The sequence below is a fragment of the Mycobacterium farcinogenes genome, assembly GCF_019739075.1.
GTDB classification, from domain to species: Bacteria; Actinomycetota; Actinomycetes; order Mycobacteriales; family Mycobacteriaceae; genus Mycobacterium; species Mycobacterium senegalense.
Genome location: NZ_CP081673.1, coordinates 3478966 through 3499389, shown reverse-complemented (window position 1 = coordinate 3499389; position 20424 = coordinate 3478966). Strand labels below are relative to the sequence as shown.

Genomic DNA, 20424 nt, shown 5'->3' with positions numbered 1-20424 from the left:
TGGCCCGTGGATTGTCCACCCGAGAAGACCCAGGCGGGTGTCCAGCCCGCGGCGAAGTGCCAGGCGGTGATCAAGAAGATCGCGGCCCGGGCCACCACGGCCTCGGCGAAGCTGGAGAACCGCCAGGTGCCGGCCGGGCATGTGCGTTCGGCCGGTGTGCAACGCCTGCTGTCTGAGCGGCAAGGCCGCGAACACCGACCCCGCTGACCCCTCGACCCGGTGCACCGCCGCGCGCGGGCACGAGTTGGTCTGCCCTGCTTGCTGATGTCGTCGCCGCTCGATCAGCCGGGCGACCCGTTCAACCCCAGTTTCAGCAGCGCCAGAGTGCAACACATTTCATCGGGCGCGGAATTTGTCGGCGCGGCGACGTTCTTGTTGGAAATCGGCTGTCCACCAACGGCCCTCGGCGATATCGAGGAACTCCTTAGCTCGGCGCCGATCCAGCACGAGTTTGTCTTCATGGTCGAACCACTCTGCGGGATCTTCACCGTGTTTGGCCAGCACCTCGCGCAGTGAGGACGGCGTCATGGCGCTGATGCCTGGCTGGGACGGCAGACGATTCAGCCTTTTGGCCACGCTGCTGAGCGCGGTTCCCAGCTCGACGATTGCTTCGGCGGTGCCCTCAGCGAACGGCAGCTCGGGCATGGCCACGTCGAAGCCGGCAACATTGGCCGGCACCTCGGCGGCCAGCTCATCGAGATCGGAGAACAGCCGGTCATATGCCGACCTGCGGATGATGGCCAATTCGCTGCCGGTTACCACCAGGTCGACTTCTGACTCCAGCATGAGATCAGGCTTCTGAGTGCGGCGCAACGACCCGGCGAACCGGCCCCAGAAGGCCGCTTTCTTCAAGGTCCGGGCCGGATTGATCGCCCGGACACATCCGATCATCTCCCCGCTGGGCTGGCGAAACACGATGCCGTACAACGCGAAGTTTCCGTCAGCGAGTTGACCTGCGGTGATATCTGTCAATCCCTCACAGTCGGCGATGAGCCGAACCAGGTCGGCGCTGTCGTCCTGGTCATCGCCGCCCTCCTCTGGCTCAGCTCGGTGCACGGCGGGTAGGTCGACAATCTCGCGGCGGATGTACTCCTCGCCGGCGACAGGCAGAACCTCGTGGCCGAAGTCGATCGCTTCGGCGGACGCGAGATAGGCCATCGCATCGTGAACCACAGCCCTCAGGTCCTCGAAGGTGTCCGCGTGCAGGTCGATCCGTCCGCCGGTGAGTTGGCGGGCGCGGGGCCGCCAACCGACAATTAATTGCGGGTCGGAATCGGTTCCAATCCCCAGCCAGTCCTCGTCGTTTCTCATATATCGCCCCCCTCAGAGCACTGCGCCAAAATACGGCACCGATTCTAGCCATCAACTTTCACCAACCCGCCGGCAAAATTCACCCCACTGAATGGCTCGCCGGCTCGCGGCGGGGTCTTGGCGAGGATCAAGACGTCCTGTTCGTTGACACGCCCTGCAATCACCTTCCACCCCAGCACATACAGCGTCGGGTTGATAAATAGTAGATCGCTGTTCACGAACACAATCCACGCCACCGCGAAGTACACCAGATACGCCCCGGTCGACCACCAGGAATTCGGTGGTCCGGACAAAAACGGCAGCAAATAAGTGGCCAGGTATCCCGATACTTCGCTGCCTTTGTCGCGCACAGTGCTGGCCTGCACCGTGCGCGAGTTCTTCCTGCGCTGACCATATGTGCAGCGCCAGCCATCAACAACGACCACCGCGCCGGCAGCGAAGTAGCCGATACGAGCCGGCCACGTCGTGCACTGCAACCCGAAGATCAGCAACAGCGGCATGTAGGACAGCACAAAGAGCCTGGTACGCATCCACGTCCTGCCGAGACGGTCGAATGCCCCCTCAGCCGCTGGTCCGCTGGTCGTGCCCATACCCACCACGCTAGGCAATGTGTCCGACAAACTGGACATCTCACCCGCAATGACGGTGGCGGCGATCAGCGCCCGATCCCTGCGCCGACGAGCAGACGGGGCGGTGGGCAGCAGGATGCGCCCGGAGTCACTACCTCACCGTGGCCGCCAATGTCACAGTCCGAGCTGTCGGCGCAGCTCGGACAGTTGGTGCGCGGCGAGGTCGAGGACTTCGGCGGCCGCCGGCAGGCAGTACCTGAACTGCTTGTCGTTCTCCACGACGACCAAGTGCGTGTCGCCGGCCAGGATGAAGTGGGCGTTCTTGCCCCGCAGGTGTGCAGCGCAGTGCCGCTCATGATTTGTGCGAGGTGTTTCGACGCGGACGTGGCGCAGTATCGCTTTGGGGGACATGCCGACTCCTTCGGGGCACGGTGCGGGTTGTGGTTACTCGTGTTGGGACAGTTGGGATCTCAAGGTGTCACCGACGGTGTCAGCGATCTCGTCGATGCGGTCGAAGATGGTGCTGAACTGTTCGCGTGACCAGTCACCGCGGGTGCCGTTGGGCATGCCTACCGCTTCGTTGATCGCCGCGGACAGACGCCGGATCGCGATGACGGAGTTGTGCTGGCGAGGGCCCGCGGTGACGGCCATCAGCTGATGACCCCGCGGGGGCAGATCCAGGTCGGCCAGGATTCGGTTGGCTACCGACTTGGTGCGTTGGTTGACGCGAGTTTTGGCCGACTGTCGGGCGCGTTGCGGGGAGACCGGGATCGGTTGTGGCGCGGGCGGCACGGCGGCAGCCTGCTGGGCGAGCAGACGCTGGCGTAGCTGGTCGCGTTCGACGAGGTCGCCGAGGCGGACACCGGGAGCGACTTCGCGGCCGAGGATCTCGTCGAGAACGCGGTCGTCGGTGGGGTCGAGGTAGGTCTGCTCGACGAAGTCGGTGAGGATCTCGTTGTCAACGAGCATGCCGCCGTCGAAGCGGCGGGCCCGCGGGCCACCGTCACCGTCCTGGTCGGCGTCCTCGTCGGTGATGCCGGCGACCCATCCGTGCACCAGGGCTTGATCGTCGAGGTCGAGTTCACGGAACTCCGACCAGCGGGCATCGTTGTTCAGCCCGACGTGGGACACGATGTGGCCTTGATTATCGGGGTGCTCAGGGGCGGCTTCCTGCACGACGCGCATCACCCGGCCGACGAATTGGATGTAGGGCGCCAGACTGCGAAACGGCCGGAAGATCGCGGCCACGCTGAGCCGGGGGTGGTCGAACCCTTCACCGAGCATCTGCACCTGCACGATGCAGTCGAGCTGACCTTGGCGCAGCCGCTCGATCACCGCGTCCTGGGCGTCTTCGTCCATATCGGAGTGGATTTCAGCGGCCCGGTATCGGCACTCGTTGTAGAGGGCGGCGACCTGGCGGGCATGGTCGACCGAGCATGCGGCAGCGATGATCTGATGCTGGATGCCCGTCTGGGCGCGCATCCGGTCGCACGCCTGAATGCTGGCTTCGACGATGTGGCGGTTGCATTCCGGGCTCAGCGCCACCCCGCGGCGAAACCACGCCTCTTCGCGCAGTTGCAGGACTTCCTCGAGAGTGTGATGGCGGGTGTCGTCGCGGTAGGTGAAGTAGATCTCGGCCGGCGCGACGTTGCGGGAGTGGATCTGCTTGATGTAGCCGGTGACCATCGCCCGGGTGAACGGATACCGGTAGACGATCTCACCGTGCAGTTGCTGCTGATCGGAGCGAAACGGGGTGGCGGTGAGACTGACCACCTTGGCGTTGGGGAAACGGCGAAAGACCTTCTGCCAGCTTTCGGCCGCGGCGTGATGGCCCTCGTCGACCAGGATCATGTCGAAGAAGTCCTCGGGGAACTGCGGCAGCCAGCGATCAGCCTGGCTGGCCAGCTGCTGGATGTTGCAGACCACGAAGTCGCTTTCGATCGCATCGTGGATATTGGCATTGGGTCCGTCCAGGACGGCCATCCACGGTCCCGCGGTGAAGTCCGACAGCACGCGGCACTTGGTCCAAAAGCATTGTGGGCTGGTGATGTCCACGGCATCGGCGACGCCCTTGCGGATGGTGAGATTCGGGGTAATCACCAGTGTGCGTCCACGCGCGATGCCGAAAGGCAAAGTGGCCATGATCCCGGTCTTGCCGCACCCGACCGGAATCTGCACAATCGCGGGACCAGCACCGGTGGCGAAGTGTTCGCGGACCGCGCGATGCGCCTCACGCTGCGGGTCGCGCAGTGCGGCGTTGGCTTCGATATCGGCATTGGCGGTGGCGAACACACTGCTGTCGGCGCCGGCGGCGGCAGCCTCCTGGGCACGGCGGTACTGCAGCCGGAACGGCTCCAGATCGGCGCGCCGATAATACCGGTAGTCACTGCCGGGCCGCCGCAGCGCGGGCAGGGTGCCATCACGATCCCATCGCCGCAGCGTCTGCGCGGACACCCCAAGGTAGGCCGCGGCTTGCGCGACACGCAGGAAACCTTCATCAGCCATAGGGCTCACTATACAACCTTGTACAACATTAACAAGATGGTTTCCGGGCGCTTGGAGCGCCGACATTGATGCCTCTGACCTCGACACACCGAGCCGGTACGGGGCTGATCGCGACGAGACCGGACGCTCACTGGTATATTTTCTGGCATGTCGCAATACCCGGATCCGCAGGTTGTGGTGGATGATCTTGGCGACAAGTTCTTGCGCGCCTTCGTCGTGGCCGTCGACACCGCGCGGGCGGATCTGGCGGTCTTCGAGGAGTTCAAGCCGCAGTGGTTCGTCAACTTCTCCAAGCGTTTCGTCGCGAACTTCATCCACGAGCGCATGTGGGACTCCATGACCAGCCAGGTCGCCAGTCATCCCGAGGTGACCGTCGTCGATGAAGAGCCGACGCGGCAGATCCACTACGGAGCCAACTATGTGGTGCGCTTCAAGCGCCACGCCGCCAACTTGCGGATCGAGACGTTCCCGACCAGCGGAGCGTTGGCGTTCTGGACCAATCAGGCCGCGTTGCCCGGCTTGGAGCTGGTCACGCTGGCCATGGGTTATATCTGGGAGCCCGAGCTCGGTGAGATCGGTGAGGCGATCTTGTCGTTCCGCGACGGCAAGAACAACCCGGTGTGGTCGGTGACCTTGACGTCGCCGGCAGGTGGTGAGGCGACCGGCATCACGTGGGAACCGATCGACCCACAGCTGCCGCAACTGGACCTCAGCGACGTGGTCGAAGAGCGCGACGAAGGCACCACGGATCAGCCATGAGCCAGATCGGCGACGTCATTCTGACCGCCCGACGCGCCGCCGGACTCACGCAGGAAGAACTCGCAGAGCACCTGGGAATCACTCAGGCCGCCTTGTCGCGCTACGAGAATGACCTGCGCGAACCCGACGACGCCACAGTCGAGCGAATGTCTGAAATCCTTGATGTGTCACCGGATTTCCTCACCCATCCATTCCAGCTTCGGGGAGCGTTGGCAGCCGACGCGCACATGCGCCGGCAGAAGACGACCAAGGTCTCGGAGTGGAAGTCGGCCGAATCGAAGTTGAACCTCTACCGGATGCGGTCGGCGTTTTTGACCCGCCGCATCCCGATGAGCCCGACCAACCACATGCCCACCTTCGATCCGGATGACACGACACCGGCTGATGCTGCCCGCATGGTGCGGGCCCAGTGGAGGATGCCGATCGGTCCCGTGCGCAATCTGACGCGCTGGGTCGAGTCGGCCGGCGTCATCGTTGTCGAGGAGCACTTGGGAACTCGGCGCATTGACGGGTTGTCGCAGTGGGCCAGCGAGTATCCGGTCATATTGCTCAACGCAGATCTGTCCACTGATCGGAAACGATGGACGCTGGCCCACGAGGTGGGCCACCTTGTGTTGCATTCGAGCTATGTGGACCCCGATGTCGAATCGCAAGCCGACGATTTCGCCGCCGAACTGCTGATGCCGTCGCACGTGATCGAGTCCGACCTGCACAGTCTCACGCCGTCACGGTTGCTCGCGTTGAAGAAGATGTGGGGCGTCTCGATGCAGGCGATCTTCGAGCACGCCCACCGTCTGGGGAAAGTCAGCGCTGCCGACCGCACCAAGTTCTATCGCACCATGAACGCGCGCGGGTGGCGCCGGCACGAGCCCGGCGCCGATGCCATCCCCACCGAGCGACCCGAGTTGGCGCAAACGATCGGACAGACGCTCATGACCCGTGGCGGCCTCAGCCGAGACGAAGTCGCCCGCTTGACCGGTCGCCGCACTGCCGGCAACGAAAGTGTGTTTCTCCCACCGGAAACACGTCTGCGGGCCCTCTAGGTGCGGTCGCGATGAACCCGTCGATCGGCACCGCAATGACCTCTGCCCGCACCGGTGTGGTTCTGCGTGGGTATCTGCGCTGCTGGGGTGTGGATGTTGTGCTTGCCGCGGGAGCGTCAGGCGGTTCCCTCAGGTGCCAGGCCCCACAATCCGTTCCAGCTTCGTGCCGTCGAGCGGCTATTTCAACGTGGCTGCCCGCTGCCTGATTTCCTTCTCGTCGAATTGCGGGTGGGCGACTGCCCGCAAGTGCGTCACGAGCAGCTGCCCCCGCATCAACGCAAGCCCATTGAACATGGCGCCAAGCAGCGAGTACGGCTTGCCGTCGGTCTCGTTGCGAAACGTACTCATTCGCTCCAGTGATTGCGTGACCGCTCGTGCGCACGAGGGAGAGACCACTTCGATGACCGTCTTACGGCTCAGGAACTGGTACGACAACTCCATGTAGCGCACGCCGCTCACGTCGAATCCGTCTTCCTGCACGCTGCCTGCACCAAGTCGCGCAAGTTCGGCGTCGATGAGCACGAGCAGTTCGGTTACGTGTTCTGTCAACAGCTTCCGATTGAATCCGCGCAGCTCGCGCTTGCCGTGCGTTCTCAGTGCGAACAAGGCGACCACAACCGAGGCAAGACTGATCACCACTGACACCCACGGCAGGAAGGTCATGGCCAGACCCTATACAGGTCCGCGGCTGCCCCAGCGCGAGCACAACCGACAAACGTGCTGCCGCGCCGCGCGACGACAACTCAGGCTCTGGCAGGTCCGGCGGCCCGGGGCTGCAGGGTTCGTCAGGTTTGTTGATTGTCCGTTGCTGCGGGGGAGTGTCGGGGGCGGGCGGGGGCTTCGACTTCGGAGTCGGGTTCGATTCGATCGCTGGTGATGGCGTAGCGGTAGGGGTCAAACGCGCCGCTGGTGGCCAATCCCTCGACGACTTCTCGTCTGAGCCGCTCCACGCTGGCGGTAGCGATGTTGCGGGTCATTCCGCGTGCGGTTTTGATCTCCCGGCGTTGAGCCAGGATCACCCGCGTCAGCGATACCGCGTTGGGATACCACGCCGCGATCTCAGCCGGCGACAGCGGTGGGCTTTCGTCGGTGATGTCGAGGCGCTCCCAGCGCCCTCGAATGTCGGATGCAGTCATGACGACCGGCCAGCGGCTCCACCTCGACAGGCACGTCACCGCATCAAGGAAGCTGGCATGGGTGGGCCCACGTCCCCAGCGGCTGATTATTCGCTTGTGCTGCAGGTTTGCGGCAATAATTTCGGGGCATGCGGCAATCGAGAATTGGTGTGGTCGTGGGCATTTCAACGACCCATTCCCGAGCCAGCGGCTGTGGGTGGGGCAAATGAGCTGTTCGTGGCTGGCGAAGACGGTGACGCAGTCATCGGTACCCAGTCGCGCGGCGACACACTGTTGGCACGCGGGTCGCTTGCCGGCGCAGGAACTTACTTCGCCGGCCAATTGTGGGTACGCACGCAGACTGGCCGGCGTGCGTAGTTCGGGGAGGGAGAAGACCAGGTGGCGTTTCGAGTAACCGGTCAATGTTGACAGCGTGGTCGCAAACCCGCGGCCCTTCGACAGGTCGCGAAGCATCCCGGGGCGCAGCAAGTTTTGGTCGGTGACTCTGCCGAGGTAGCTGTGCAATGTTTCGGCGGTCATGGGCCGGACCTGGATCGGCAGGCGCCGGAATCGTGACCGGTGGGCGATCGGGCCGAGGTCTCGGGGCGGGGTGTCAGGTTTACTGCTCATGGGGGACCGTTCCGCGGTCTTCATCGTCGACGGCGATGGTGTCGAGCAGTTCGAGAGTGATCGCTTCGGTTCCCGAATCGATGGCGGCCGAGGCTGCATCAACGATGAGATCGCTGAGCAGTGCGAGCGAGCCGTCGGTGCGGTGCAGCAGGTAGGCGGCGTTGCGTTCCAACAGACCCCGTTCGTGCAGCGGCAGCGGCAGCAGACATTCGAATGCCGCGACCAACCGTTGCCACTCAAGTTGGTCACCGTTCCTGCTGGCTTCGTACTTGCTCATGTTGACCGGCCGCGTGCGCTTTCGCCACTGCTCACCGCTCCTGCCGCTGAACAGCGGCGCCGTGTCCAGCGAGATTCCCGCGAATATCATGGTGGCGTCGAGGGTCTCGGCGAAGACTTTGATCGCGTCGGCCACCTCAGCCACGGCCGGACGGTCGGTGTTGAGGCGCTGCGCCTCATCGAGGATGACAAACCGTGTGCCCAACTTCTTGAGCAGGTGCGCGAGGTCAAGTAGGCGTTCATCGGGATCGGTGCCGCGTATCTCACGTGCTCCGACGAAGTCGGCCAGTCTGATCCACAGCTTGTTTATCGACGTCGCCGTGGCGATCGGGGTGTAGATGACGGGCAGGTAGGACAGGTCGGTTTCGCGTCCGCTGATGCGACGCATTTCGCAATCCAGAGTTTTACCCGCGGCCATGACGGCAGTGGATTTTCCGATGCGCGTGTTTCCCGACACGCGTATGCCTCGGCGCGCGACGAACTTCTTGACACGTGCAGCGCGCATCAGTTTGTGTGCCAACGCGAGGACGCTGGTGAGGTCGCGGGTCGGAAACAACCGCTCTTCTTCGAGGTAGGCGACGCGCTGGTCGTTGTAGAGCGATCTCTGTTCTGCAGTGAGAGCCCTGATCTCATCGATGCTCAGGTGGGGGCGACCTGCGTCTGGGGTCGGCTCGTAGGTGCAGTATTCGCGCCATTCCTCTTTCGTAGTTGGTGACGCCACGCCCTCACCATCCTTCAGACAGGCGCATGACGCGCATGGGTTCGACCGGGGGCGGTGGTGGGTAGTCAGGTAGTGGCACCGCATCGGCATCCTGTAGCGACGGAGCGCGGTCGGGCTGGGCCGGTATGGGCGTGCAGAGCTGTTGTCTGGCGAGGTTCGCGCGGCCGGCGACGGTCTCCAAACGAGTCAGCGGTCGGCGGTGGGGTTCTGGCGGGCCACCGAGAAGTTGGCGGTGGATGTGCTCAGCGCGTTCGAGCACCTGCTTGTCGCTCACCTTTTTTCCCAGGTCGCGTCTGATGGCGTGAAGGAGGTCGATGCCGAACGGGATGACCGCGAATTTGGCCAGAACCCAGTCGCATTCGATCCAGCCGTTGTCCTTGAACACCTGGCGGCCGCGCTCGTCGTAGTCGAATGATTCATCGCGTACCCAAATATGCAGCAGGTTATTGGGATCGTAGCGAATCTCCCACTTGCCGTTGTGTTTCTGGTTGGGCGACTTTCTCCGACGCAGTCGGTGAAACGCTGATGAATCGCAGTCGTAGACCAGTTTTTCGAAGTTGATTCCGTAGCGGTTGATACGCCTGAACTTGTATGGGTGCAAGCCGATCCACTCGTCGCGGCTCAGCGTGCGGATCGGGGTAGGCGCCGACTGGGACAGTGCGCGGTAAATAGCATTGGGGGACAACTTCATTCGTGGCGCCATTCCTACCTCGACACCGGTGTGTGGGCGGTTCTGGTAGACGGTGACGGTCCATTCGTCGAGAAGGGCCTGAAGCAACGGCAGCGGCCACAGCGCTTCTTTGTCCGGTCGACGACCGCGATGATTGACCGATCGTCCTTTGTAGCCGGGTATCCATCGCACGAAGTCATCAGCGATGGTTTCCAGGAGCCGTTCAATGTGGGGCTTAGCCGTGGGGGTGAACGGGGGCGACAAGTAGTAGTTGACACCGCGGGTTTCGGCGGCGCGCTTAAAGGCCTCTGACACAAAGATCTTGCCCCGATCAACCACCACACCTCGCACATCGATGATGGGGTAGTTGGCGAGGGCGGCATCAAAGTCCTCGGTGGGCAGCATGACGTCGGGCAGATAGCTCCGCGCGATCGCCATGGTCTCTGACCAACCGGGGATCAACTGTTTGGGAACCGCGGCGTTGGCCCAGATCTCCAAGGCATCCACTGTCTTGCAGGCGTTTGGGCGCAGGATCGGTGAGAGCATGGTCTCGGTGGCGACGTCGATTCCTGCTGCCAGATCGACGGTGGCCGGCTGCCCGTCGGCCATCAGCACCATGGCATCCAGCCGTGTGGAGTCCAGCTGGACTTCCTCCCCGGGGAACAGGGCGACGATCTTGTTGAAGGCCCGGTCGGGGCTGTTGGCGTGGCTGCGGCGCGAGGTTGCGTCGCCGGTGATGTGCTCGCCCCGGTCCACTCTCTTGAGCAGCTCGTACCAGGAGGTTTTGCCGGGCATGGCGACGTTGTCGTCGGTGAGTCGGTGTTTGGCCATTTCGATGATCTGCTTCTTTGTGGGGGTGGATTTGTCGATGAAGTGGTTGCGGACAGCGGCCAGGGTTGCCTCCACGCGTTGATCAATTCCCGACAGCCGGACGTGGCCGGGCATTCCGCGCAGATCAGCACATCCGAGGACGCCTCGACGGTTGAAGCCGCGCCACTTGCGCCACATGGTGGACATGGAGACTTCGAGGCCGGCGCGCATCAGTTCGTGCCGTTTGGCGCCCAGACGTGAGGCGATGGTGGCCGCGGGTGGGGGTGCGTCGATGACGCCGCGGTCCCGTAACGCGATGCCGTACTTCACTTCGTACATGTGGGCGTACCAGAATTCGGCCTCCCTGCGTCGTTGCGGGACGGTGAGGTCGAGCAATCGCTGGTCTGCCACGCTCGGGCCGGGATCGCCGGGGCCGACGAAGGTCTCATCGGCCAGCAGCACCCCCGTCGGCAGCGTGAGACTGCTGCCGTCGTCGAGGCATTTCAGGTGCACTGTGGTGGCATCCGAATCGCGGATCTGCCATGTCTGGCCGCGAAATTCGACGATGTCACCGGTTTGGATGTGGATCATGGTCGCACCGTCGCGTTCCATGTCAACGGATGGTTCAGATCCACGTGAAGCTGCGCGTTCCACAGCATGTGATACACCGCGGCGATCACCTGATCGGCGGTCAGACCAGTGCAGAGGGCTGCGGCATCGATCAGTTCGGGCAGCCGAACACCGTTTTCCCCGGCGGCCCGCGCCTGCGCTGCGATGAGGGCACCGCTGTCGTCGGGGGGAGCAAACCGTGGGTGACGGTACCCCGACAGCAGGCGCAGATTGCGCTCAAGTACGACATTCAGCTCGGTGAATTCTTGGTAATCCCAACCTAGTTCACCGCAGACAGCGCGTGTCCAGTCATGTTGCACACGATCCTTGTCGGTCATTCGCTGCGCGGGTTTGACGTCGACGATCAGCACCGATTCGTCGCGGCGCCGCACGAAGAAATCCGGGGCGTGGCGCACCGGTGTCGTTCCGGTCGGCCACAGCAGCCAGAACGGATTGGAGCTGACCGCTGTTGCGTGGCCAACGAAGTCGAGCACCATCAGCGCGGTCATCTCGAAACGAGACTCAAACCGCACATGCGATTGAGACCGCGAAAACCAGTATCGCCCTTGGCGTGACCGCCTGCCGCGGTAGGCGGGAAACGTGCGGATGGGTACGCAGGATTCGAACCGGATACCGCCCAGCTCGGCGACGATCCGAGACCGTGTGCGTCGGCCCGTCTCCGGGTCGTCGTACAGAATCTTGGTGTACGGAGCATCGTTGACCGGAAGCGGCGCCCGCCCAGCCGGTTGCCCGGTGATGGCCACAGCTTTGACGGGCGGATCAGCGCACGATTCCCGCAGCACTGACGGCCGAACGATTGTCGCCGAGGGGTTGACATCTGTTCCAGGGCACGGTGAAATAGCCATGTGTCCTCCTCACATGGAGAGAGATGCGAGCCGCATCGAGGCACACCGAAGAAGCCGGGCTGGCCCCCGGCTTTTTCAATGTCTAGGTGAGAATTACGAGATCAGCGGTCGAGTGCGTATCGGTCACCTCCTTCATAGGAATGTGTGATCGTCTCCGACCCAAAGCTGACGCGTCAGCGGCGGCCGCGCGCCAGCGGAAGATAACCGCTAGTTCACCACATGCATGTAGCGCCGCACAAGATCTCCAGCAATCCAGCGTGACCCGCCCCGCACCTCGCCCTGCGACCAGCCTTGGACGTCCTTCGGGCGGGACACTTCCGGGCACCCAGTGGTGGTAGCGCGGTTCACCCTCCCGAACGATGTCAGAGTTTCAACGCGAAATATCTATGTGTCACACGGTATTCGCCATCAGCGCGACGGCGCAGCAATGCAACCAAGGCATGGGGCTCGAATCGAGCGGGCCAGGATCCCGGGACCGCAGCGCGCCTTAGCCTCAGCCGGGAACAGCACACGCAAGCGAAAGATCAGCAAACACCATCACCGGATGCTACTCGCAAGTCGGTAACACGATAATAGACGCGAAAAGGGGTGGGCAAAAGGTCTGCAGCCCTACGAGCGAAGCCGGTGTGCCGCCGGGCCGACATGGCAGGATTAGCCGTGTGTCCAGAGAGGATCGTCCAAAGGGCGGCTTTGACGGGTCCCGCCTGACCGCGGCACGGGAGCGGCTGGGCTTGACGCGCACGGAATTGGCCCGACGCCTCGAGACCGAGTGGGAAGTGGTCTTGCAGTGGGAGACCGGGGAATGTCGACCGCGGCCGCGCAGCATTCCCGCGATCGCCGCAGCCGTGGGGGTGGCGATCGCGGATCTGTATCACGCGCCCACAGGTGCGGCGACGCTGGCGCAGCTCCGAGTAGCTGCGGGGCTGAATCAAACCGACATCGCACGAGCCTTAGGCGTCAGTCGAGCAACCGTTTCACAGTGGGAACGGGGCACTCGCCCGGTGCCGGCCAAATATCACAGCACCTACCGTCGACTGCTCGGCTTGACCCACGGTGGCGATGCAAATCTGACCGTGAACACCGGCCGGTCACCGTGGCCGCCCCCGTCCACAGAACCGACCACGCCGAGTACACCGAGTCCGGGCCTGACCGAAGCGGACACCCCAGGCCCGGACTCGATTCACACACCCAAAGGCAACGCCGCGCGGGTGGCCCATCTGATAGTGATCAGTGACCTCGAATATGCCGACGGCACGTTCCTCAGCGCGGATCGCCCCAAGAATTGGCACGTCTATTCACCCCAGGGGGTAGACGTGAACAAAACGGGGGCGCCCGTCCTCGACGAGCTCATGGAGGAAGCCGCGATTCGGCTGGCCAAGATGGGCTACCGGCAGATGTGCCTTCATGCTGAGCAACGCATCATCATCGATGATGAGCCGCTGCGCGTTGTGCGGGTTCAGACCAGCCCACCGAGTGATGCCAGATTGCACACCAGCCGGCTGTTCCTCTCGCAGTTCACTCCTGAATTCTATCGTGAAGGTGTCGGCGAGGACCTGGAGCAGAAGGCACGCATTCGCAAGGACTTCGAGCGAGACTTCCCTCAATCGGCCACGGGCGAAATGCTTTTCGTCGTAGCCGAGTCGACCGATTCCTACGGATGGCTGCAAGACCAGACGCTGCCGTACATGCCCTACACCATTGTGGCGCATCTGCCCGAAGCCGACCGGCACTTCTTTGCCTCGGTGTATTACGACCACGTCGGGGTGAAAACCGGCGCCGGGCTCGTGTCCTTCGATGAGTTGGGTATACAGCGCGACACGACCGTCGGTGAGTTCGCACAACGCCTCGACGAGCACCACCGCCGCAGCACGAGCCTGCCAGCGGCCGGCCGCCAGTAACGCTGCAATCCGGCACACCAAATGGGAATCGATCATAGGCTTCGACTGTCGGCCCAATCGCCCTGGCGCACTGAGCGTGTCGCACCTTACGCACATAGACGGTGACTCCAACGGCCCGGACACGCTAGAAAGGCGGCCCCGTTCGTAGCGGCGCAAGGTTGAGTTGAGCACCCCGCGTTGGCCGAGAGGGCCTGAGGGCAGCACTCATGAGTCACCCGCACCACGGGCCGCTCATAGCGCAACGGTCGAATGTGGTTTCGACGCGCACCTGCACCCAGCTGGAGGTAATCGTTGTCCAGCGTCGCGAGGTGCGCTCAGGTGTGAAAACGGCATGAACTTGGTGACATGCGAATATGCGCACGTAACAATATGGGTGTGTCACCGCCAGCGGCGCGTGCCTGTCGACCTTCCCGCATGCCGGGGCCCTGCTCGCTACGTCACACATGACAACCGCGGCGTGTTCACGCGGAGGTCGTCGCGCGCCGTGGCGTGTGGCTCGGCTTGTCGTGGCGCTGTGGCGGTGGGTCACCGCCTGGGGTGCCGGTGAGTTGTCGGCAGTTGCGCCCATGGTCGAAGGCGCAGCGTGAAGGGGGCGTTCATGATAGCGAGATCGATTTTGCTGCAGCGGAATTGGAACCAGTGCGGATCTGGCAGGCTAGCACTTCCCAATGCACGCAACGATGCGGGACCTGTTGCGCGCCAGTTGAACTGTGGTCTTGTCGACCGCGGCTGGTATCGCTGCGCCAGTGTGGAGCATCGGAGAACGACGAACGCCGTTGATCGGGGCAGTTCGGCACGGAGGGCCCGATGATCGGCAAGCAACGGCGATGGTGGGTCCCCGGAACCGTCCGCCGGCAGGTGTTGTTCGGGGTATGCGCCGTTGTGACGGCTGTGCTTCTCGCTGTGGGCGCGATCTCGGTGCTGAGCGTTCGGAGCTACGTCAACAGCACGAGCGATGCCGAGTTGGCGCGGTCATTGACCGCTTTCACCCATATCTACTCCAAATTGAAGCAGAACGGAACGGGGTCGCAGCACTCACCGGATCCGGCAACTACCGAAGAGTTGACCGAATTCATCGGGCAGGGCCCCGGGAATCTGATCGCGGTGTTACGCAAAGGCACCGTGGTTGAATCCGCGTTGTTTTCTGACACCGGGGCGGATCCGGCCCCACAAGATGTTGTTGGGGTGATCGAGTCGCAGGCCTGGAGCGATGGCCCGCCCCGCACATTCGAATTCCCCAACCTGGGATTCTACCGGGTTCAAAGTCGCGAGGCCGAGGGCGGGGATCGGTTGGTGTCGGCGGTGTCGCTGAACCGGGCGGAGGAAGTGGTTGCCGCAAAAACCATTGCCACAGTGGGACTTATCGTCATCGCGCTGGTGGTCACAAGCATCGGGACGGTGTTAGTGGTGGACTACGCGCTGCGGCCGTTACGCCGTGTAGCGGCGACAGCAGCCAGGGTCGCGACGTTACCGCTGGCCGACGATGAGCACAGGATCACGGCGCGCGTCGACGAAGCTGACACTGATCCTGACAACGAGGTGGGCATTGTCGGTGATGCCCTCAATCGGCTGCTGGTCAACGTGGACGGCGCGCTGGCACAGCGAGCCGAATCGGACCGCAGGATTCGCCAGTTCCTCACAGACGCCAGTCACGAACTACGCACCCCGTTGGCCGCGATCCGCGGCTATGCAGAACTCACCCGCCAAGACAGTGTCGAGCTGCCCCCCACCAGCGAGTACGCCTTCGCGCGCATCGAAGCCGAAGCGCAGCGGATGAGCGGCTTAGTCGGTGACCTGCTGCTGATGTCGCGCCTCGACGAGGGGCAGGACCTGCTGGCCGACGAGGTGGACTTGTGCGATGTCGTCGCCGCTGCCGTCAACGACGCATCAGTATCGGGACCCGATCATCGTTGGTCCACGACCGTGCCGACTGCACCGGTGTGGATCAGCGGTGACCGTGATCGTCTACACCAACTCCTGAGCAATCTGCTGACCAATGCGCGGGTGCACACGCCGGCTGGGACGACGGTCAGGACCAGCGTCACTGTCGGTGACGACGGATTCGTCGAGGTCACTGTTGCCGACGACGGCACCGGTATCGACCCGGATTTGTTGCCACGTTTATTTGAGCGCTTTGTGCGCGCACACAATTCCCGGTCAGGCGAAATCGCCAGCACAGGGTTGGGATTGGCCATCGTCGCGTCGATTGCCGAAGCCCATCATGGGTCGGTGAGTGCCGAATCAGAGTACGGGCAGACAGTTTTTCGCGTGAAACTACCTCTGACCAGTAACGACTGAACACCGCGAACAAATTTATCGGGATTCGATGTGACTGGATTTATGTGGATTATGTGTGTTGAACATGGGTTTCATTCTGTCTGTAACATGTGAATTCTATATGCTGGAAGACTTCCCGATTCGTATGCATCCGATGTGAATGTCTTGCCGATGTGCGTGTGGGTTCCTAGCCTGGAATCAGGCGCCGAATAAGCGGAAAAAAATGCACACTGACGTGTTTTGTGAAGGATTTCAGTATGACGCGCATATCGGGAACCACTGTTAAGGCTTTAGCCGTCACGACGCTAATCAGTGCGTCCGGTCTCGGTCTGGCGGCACCGGTACTGGCCGCGCCGACAGCACAGGCATCAGCCCAAGCGACGATCGCCGAACTCGAAGCCGATGGCTATCGCGTCATCCTCAACAAGGTCGGCAACGCGTCGATGGACAAGTGCAGCGTCAGCGCGGTACGCCCGGGAACTTCGGTCAAGCACTCGTGGATACAGCGTGGACCCGCAGGAAACGTCAACCCGCTGGTTCGCTACAAAACCGTCTACGTGGACCTCATGTGCAAGCGCTGACCACGGCTGTCTCCGCTCGCGGCCGCCGTCGGCGCGGCCGCGGGTTCAGCAGCGGCGGTCAGTCCGTCGCCCACATCAACGATCGCCTCGCGACACCCGGCGACCAGGCTCAGCCGCCCGGCCAGGAATGCGGGCGTGCCGATCACGCCAAGTCGATTTGGCGGAGCTCGTTGCACCGACGCGATCGTCCTCAGGCCTGCCCGCGTCTGCGCAGCGCGAGACCGCAACGGCCGGCGGGCTGCTGGGCGCCACGGGTGTCGCCGCGATCGATCCGCGGAGGCCCAATCCTGATCCTGGCGGGCCCGTTGCGGCGGCGCAGATCCCCACAGCGACCTGAGGGGGTTGTGAAGGCGCACGTGACCACCCACACCGGGGCAGAGGCATTGCGAGGATGGTCCGCGAGCAGCCGCGTCGAGGATAAACGTGTCCTGAAACCGGTTGCGGTACGGCGGTACTGGGTTGCTCGGCCCGGGCATGTCGCCGGACGATCGCGGACGGGCAAACCCGAGCGGCCCGCATGTCAGCCACAGCGAAGGGCCTCGACACCGTCGTGAGTACCATCGCGCGCTTTGTCAAAGTCTTGCCGAGGCATCGATGGCGTCCAGTCCTGCTGCTGGCCTTGGCATTGTCGGTGCTCGCGACCGGCGGTGTGGCCGTCTCGTCGTGTCCGACGGCCATCGGGTTGTCCTCGGCCTCGGCTGTAGGTGGACCGGCTCTGGCCGCGGGGTCTGTCGACGGTGTGGTCGCCGACCATCTTCACGCTGCCGAAGGCCTCACCTCGTGTCCTGAGGAGTTCGCCATCGCGGTGCTACCACGGCCCGCCGGGGCGGTGGCGGCGTTGGGCGTCGTCATCGCGGTGGTGTGGGCCTGGAGGTTGTGGGGCTTTTCGGTCTGGTCCGCGATGCGTGCTCCGCCGACCATTCCCGCCGTAATCGCCTCGGGCCAGCAGGTATTGATCCGCTTGTGCGTAGCGCGGCGCTGAGCGGGGCGGACGCCTAGGCCACCCCCTGAGGGTGTGACACAGCCTGGGCACAGCTGCTCCCTATTTCTCATTGCCACACGGTCAGGTTGTGGCGCGCCCAGAAAGCCGACACCGGATATGAACGACCTACTGTCGACTCGTTCGACACCACCAGCCGACACCGACCAACCCCAACATCGCTGTCTACAGCGAAATAGTGGCCCCGGGACGTTGGTCGGCCACACCCCAATTCTGCGGGTATCCTCGCCGTTCAGCGACGGTGGAGCTGGCTTTTGGGCCAAGCTTGAGGGCTTCAATCCCGGCGGTATGAAAGACCGGACCGCGATGCATCTGGTGGAACGGGCCCGTGCCCGCGGTGACCTGAAATCCGGAGCACGAATCGTTGAATCGACCAGCGGCACACTGGGTTTGGGGCTAGCCCTCGCCGGCACGGTGTACGGACACCCGGTGACACTGGTCACTGACCCGGGGATGGAGCCGATGATGCACCGGATGCTGGCCGCCTACGGCGCCGATCTGCGGGTCGTCACCCAGCCGCATCCCGACCGGGGCTGGCAAGGCGCACGCTGTGACAAGGTCGCCGAGGTGCTCGCCGCTGACCCGCATGCGTGGAATCCCGACCAGTACAACAATCCCGACAACGTCGAGGCATACCAGGGTTTGGCGCTGGAACTGCACGCCCAACTCGGCACCATTGACGTCTTGGTGTGTTCGGTGGGCACAGGTGGCCACTCTGCCGGCGTCACCCGCGTCTTGCGCCAGTTCAACCCAGATCTGAAGCTCGTCGGTGTCGATACCGTCGGCTCGACCATCTTCGGCCAGCCCGCCGCGACGCGCTTGATGCGCGGCCTGGGCTCCAGCATCTATCCCCGCAACGTCGATTACGCCGCCTTCGATGAGGTGCACTGGGTCGGGCCGGCCGAGGCCGTGTGGGCATGCCGAACGCTGGCAGCAACCCGCTACGCCAGTGGGGGATGGAGTGTGGGAGCGGTCGCCCTGGTAGCCGGGTGGCTCGCTCGTACCCATCGGCCCGATACCACGATCGCCGCGATCTTCCCGGACGGACCGCAACGTTACTTCGACACCGTGTACAACGACGATTATTGCCGCCAGCACGATCTGCTCGGTGTGCGACCGCCCGCCGATCCCGCCGAGATGTGCAGGCCCACCGACCGCGTCGTGCACGCGTGGACGCGCTGCTCGACAGTGTGTGATCCGATGCGTTCTGATCACTGATGGCAGCGCTACGCCAGTTCACAAGCTTTGGTTGGCCCAGCCGCCTGCTGATGATCAACCAATTCGGCATCAACCTCGGTTTCTATATGTTGATGCCTTACCTCGCGGGGTATCTCGCCGGGCCTCTGGGGTTGGCAGCCTGGGCCGTCGGTCTGGTGCTGGGGGTCCGTAATTTCTCTCAACAGGGAATGTTCATCGTCGGTGGAACACTGGCCGATCGTTTGGGCTACAAGCCACTGATCGTGGCGGGCTGTCTTCTGCGCACCGCCGGGTTCGGTCTGCTGGTCGTGGCACAGTCGCTGCCCACACTGCTGATCGCCTCGGCAGCAACCGGTTTCGCAGGAGCGCTGTTCAATCCGGCCGTGCGCGCCTACCTGGCAGCCGATTCGGGCCCACGCCGGGTGCAGGCGTTCGCCATGTTCAACGTGTTCTATCAGGGAGGCATTCTCGCGGGCCCGCTGGCGGGCCTGGCGCTGATGGCCCTTGATTTCCGCATCGCCGCCGCAGTCGCGGCCACGGTATTTCTCGGGTTGACGGTGGCGCAGTTGTTCGCCTTGCCTCAACACACCGCCGACCCGCCGGGTGAGACGACCTCGATCCTTGACGACTGGCGCGTCGTGATGTCCAACCGGGCATTCCGGCGTTTCGCCGCGGCCATGATCGGCTGCTACGTGTTGAACTTCCAAATCTATCTGGCCCTGCCCTTGCACGCCGCCGCGCTCGCCCCTGAACATGAATCGCTGGTCGTGGCAGGTCTTTTCGTGATCTCGGGCATCATCGCTGTGGGTGGCCAGTTGCGCATCACCCGACGGTTCGCCACCAGATGGGGCTCGGCGCGTTCGCTGGTCATCGGAATGGGTGTCCTGGCGGTCTCCTTTGCCCCACTTGCGATCATTCCCGACAGCAATCGGTGGGGCTCCATGGCGGCTCTGATTGCCCTGTTCGCCTGCGCGTCTCTGCTGGCACTGGGCTCGGCCGCGGTATTTCCGTTCGAGATGGACACCGTGGTCTCGCTTGCGGGAAATCGTCTGGTGGCCACCCATTACGGTTTTTACAACACGGTGGTGGGAATCGGGATACTCATCGGCAACCTCGCCACTGGAGCGATCCTGCAAGTCACCCGGGACGCCGGGGTCAGCGAATTACTCTGGGGCGGACTGCTCTTGGTGGGCGCCTTGGCCGCAGTCGCGCTTCACCGCATGAGCCGTGCAGGTGACCTCGACCCCATTCCGGAGATGGCTGTACGCCCAGAATGAGTCGCATTCGAGTTCAATGTGGCGGCGATGTCGGGTAGGTGTGCGCGCCTTGTACACACGATTGGCAGTCGACGTGTCGCGCCCGGCTGGGAGCGGGGTACCGCGCGTGCAATGACCTTGGCATCGTGGGCCGCCGGGCGCGGGGCCTCGTGAGGCGAGCATGGCCGTTGTGGCCGTCGTCAACGCCACCGCCGCAACATGTTTGGTGGCTTCGCGCCCAGTCGGGTGCAGGCAGGAGGGCCTCCGATCGCAACGGCAGCTATCCAAGAGGTTGATATGAATTCAGCGACCACCGCCAGTGTGGTCGGCA

18 protein-coding genes are annotated in these 20424 nt (G+C 63.4%); 9 read left to right on the top strand and 9 right to left on the bottom strand.

Annotation, left to right across the window (positions count from 1 at the left end; all coding sequences use genetic code 11):
* Window positions 1-6: 6 nt before the first annotated feature.
* On the top strand, window positions 7-207 hold the full coding sequence (locus K6L26_RS16645; RefSeq protein ID WP_019347186.1) for a hypothetical protein: 201 nt from the start codon (window positions 7-9) through the stop codon (window positions 205-207).
* A 129-nt stretch (window positions 208-336) separates the two neighbouring features.
* Here the strand turns inward: K6L26_RS16645 and K6L26_RS16640 are convergent, their stop codons facing one another.
* The 4 genes from K6L26_RS16640 to K6L26_RS16625 form a co-directional block, all read right to left on the bottom strand.
* Complete coding sequence (locus K6L26_RS16640) at window positions 337-1311, bottom strand: hypothetical protein (protein ID WP_019347185.1); 975 nt, start codon at window positions 1309-1311, stop codon at window positions 337-339.
* 44 nt (window positions 1312-1355) lie between these two features.
* Complete coding sequence (locus K6L26_RS16635; RefSeq protein ID WP_131721957.1) at window positions 1356-1901, bottom strand: KwaA family protein; 546 nt, start codon at window positions 1899-1901, stop codon at window positions 1356-1358.
* Window positions 1902-2054: 153 nt separating this feature from the next.
* A complete protein-coding gene (locus K6L26_RS16630; protein ID WP_019347183.1) occupies window positions 2055-2291 on the bottom strand; it encodes a hypothetical protein in 237 nt (78 codons plus the stop codon).
* A 33-nt stretch (window positions 2292-2324) separates the two neighbouring features.
* Entirely contained in the window at window positions 2325-4385 is a 2061-nt protein-coding gene (locus K6L26_RS16625; protein WP_019347182.1) for a DEAD/DEAH box helicase, read from the bottom strand.
* 147 nt (window positions 4386-4532) lie between these two features.
* Between K6L26_RS16625 and K6L26_RS16620 the strand changes: the two genes are divergently transcribed.
* Together K6L26_RS16620 and K6L26_RS16615 are read left to right on the top strand one after the other, a co-directional pair.
* Window positions 4533-5144 (top strand): hypothetical protein, encoded by a 612-nt coding sequence (locus K6L26_RS16620; RefSeq protein ID WP_019347181.1) that lies wholly within the window; start codon window positions 4533-4535, stop codon window positions 5142-5144.
* Window positions 5141-6187, top strand: a complete 1047-nt coding sequence (locus K6L26_RS16615) for a helix-turn-helix domain-containing protein (RefSeq protein WP_019347180.1) — start codon at window positions 5141-5143, stop codon at window positions 6185-6187. Before K6L26_RS16620 ends, K6L26_RS16615 begins: the two co-directional genes overlap by 4 nt.
* A gap of 177 nt (window positions 6188-6364) precedes the next feature.
* Here the strand turns inward: K6L26_RS16615 and K6L26_RS16610 are convergent, their stop codons facing one another.
* From K6L26_RS16610 to K6L26_RS16590, 5 genes are all read right to left on the bottom strand, one after another.
* Window positions 6365-6850 carry a hypothetical protein gene (locus K6L26_RS16610; protein ID WP_019347179.1) on the bottom strand — a complete coding sequence of 162 codons (486 nt, stop codon included), beginning with the start codon at window positions 6848-6850 and terminating at the stop codon, window positions 6365-6367.
* A 122-nt stretch (window positions 6851-6972) separates the two neighbouring features.
* Window positions 6973-7323: a hypothetical protein gene (locus K6L26_RS16605; protein ID WP_019347178.1), complete on the bottom strand. Its 351-nt coding sequence runs from the start codon at window positions 7321-7323 to the stop codon at window positions 6973-6975.
* Window positions 7324-7921: 598 nt separating this feature from the next.
* Window positions 7922-8929: a TniB family NTP-binding protein gene (locus K6L26_RS16600; protein WP_019347177.1), complete on the bottom strand. Its 1008-nt coding sequence runs from the start codon at window positions 8927-8929 to the stop codon at window positions 7922-7924.
* Between the two features lie 4 nt (window positions 8930-8933).
* Complete coding sequence (locus K6L26_RS16595; RefSeq protein WP_019347176.1) at window positions 8934-11021, bottom strand: Mu transposase C-terminal domain-containing protein; 2088 nt, start codon at window positions 11019-11021, stop codon at window positions 8934-8936.
* A complete protein-coding gene (locus K6L26_RS16590) occupies window positions 10997-11884 on the bottom strand; it encodes a TnsA-like heteromeric transposase endonuclease subunit (RefSeq protein WP_080989697.1) in 888 nt (295 codons plus the stop codon). Before K6L26_RS16590 ends, K6L26_RS16595 begins: the two co-directional genes overlap by 25 nt.
* Before the next feature lie 731 nt (window positions 11885-12615).
* On the opposite strand from K6L26_RS16590, the gene K6L26_RS16585 reads away from it, so the two are divergent.
* The 6 genes from K6L26_RS16585 (at window position 12616) to K6L26_RS16560 (ending at window position 20114) form a co-directional block, all read left to right on the top strand.
* Entirely contained in the window at window positions 12616-13782 is a 1167-nt protein-coding gene (locus K6L26_RS16585; RefSeq protein WP_205626374.1) for a helix-turn-helix transcriptional regulator, read from the top strand.
* Between the two features lie 807 nt (window positions 13783-14589).
* Window positions 14590-16080 (top strand): sensor histidine kinase, encoded by a 1491-nt coding sequence (locus K6L26_RS16580; protein ID WP_019347173.1) that lies wholly within the window; start codon window positions 14590-14592, stop codon window positions 16078-16080.
* A 236-nt stretch (window positions 16081-16316) separates the two neighbouring features.
* The gene (locus K6L26_RS16575; protein WP_019347172.1) at window positions 16317-16640 is read left to right on the top strand and encodes a hypothetical protein; all 324 of its coding nucleotides are present in this window, start codon (window positions 16317-16319) and stop codon (window positions 16638-16640) included.
* 517 nt (window positions 16641-17157) lie between these two features.
* Window positions 17158-17622: a putative copper homeostasis (lipo)protein LpqS gene (locus K6L26_RS31695; protein WP_019347171.1), complete on the top strand. Its 465-nt coding sequence runs from the start codon at window positions 17158-17160 to the stop codon at window positions 17620-17622.
* Window positions 17623-17739: 117 nt separating this feature from the next.
* Window positions 17740-18858 (top strand): PLP-dependent cysteine synthase family protein, encoded by a 1119-nt coding sequence (locus K6L26_RS16565; RefSeq protein WP_043369888.1) that lies wholly within the window; start codon window positions 17740-17742, stop codon window positions 18856-18858.
* Window positions 18858-20114, top strand: coding sequence for an MFS transporter (locus K6L26_RS16560; RefSeq protein WP_043369886.1), 1257 nt, complete (start codon window positions 18858-18860; stop codon window positions 20112-20114). The genes K6L26_RS16565 and K6L26_RS16560 overlap by 1 nt, the downstream gene beginning before the upstream one ends.
* Window positions 20115-20424: the final 310 nt, after the last annotated feature.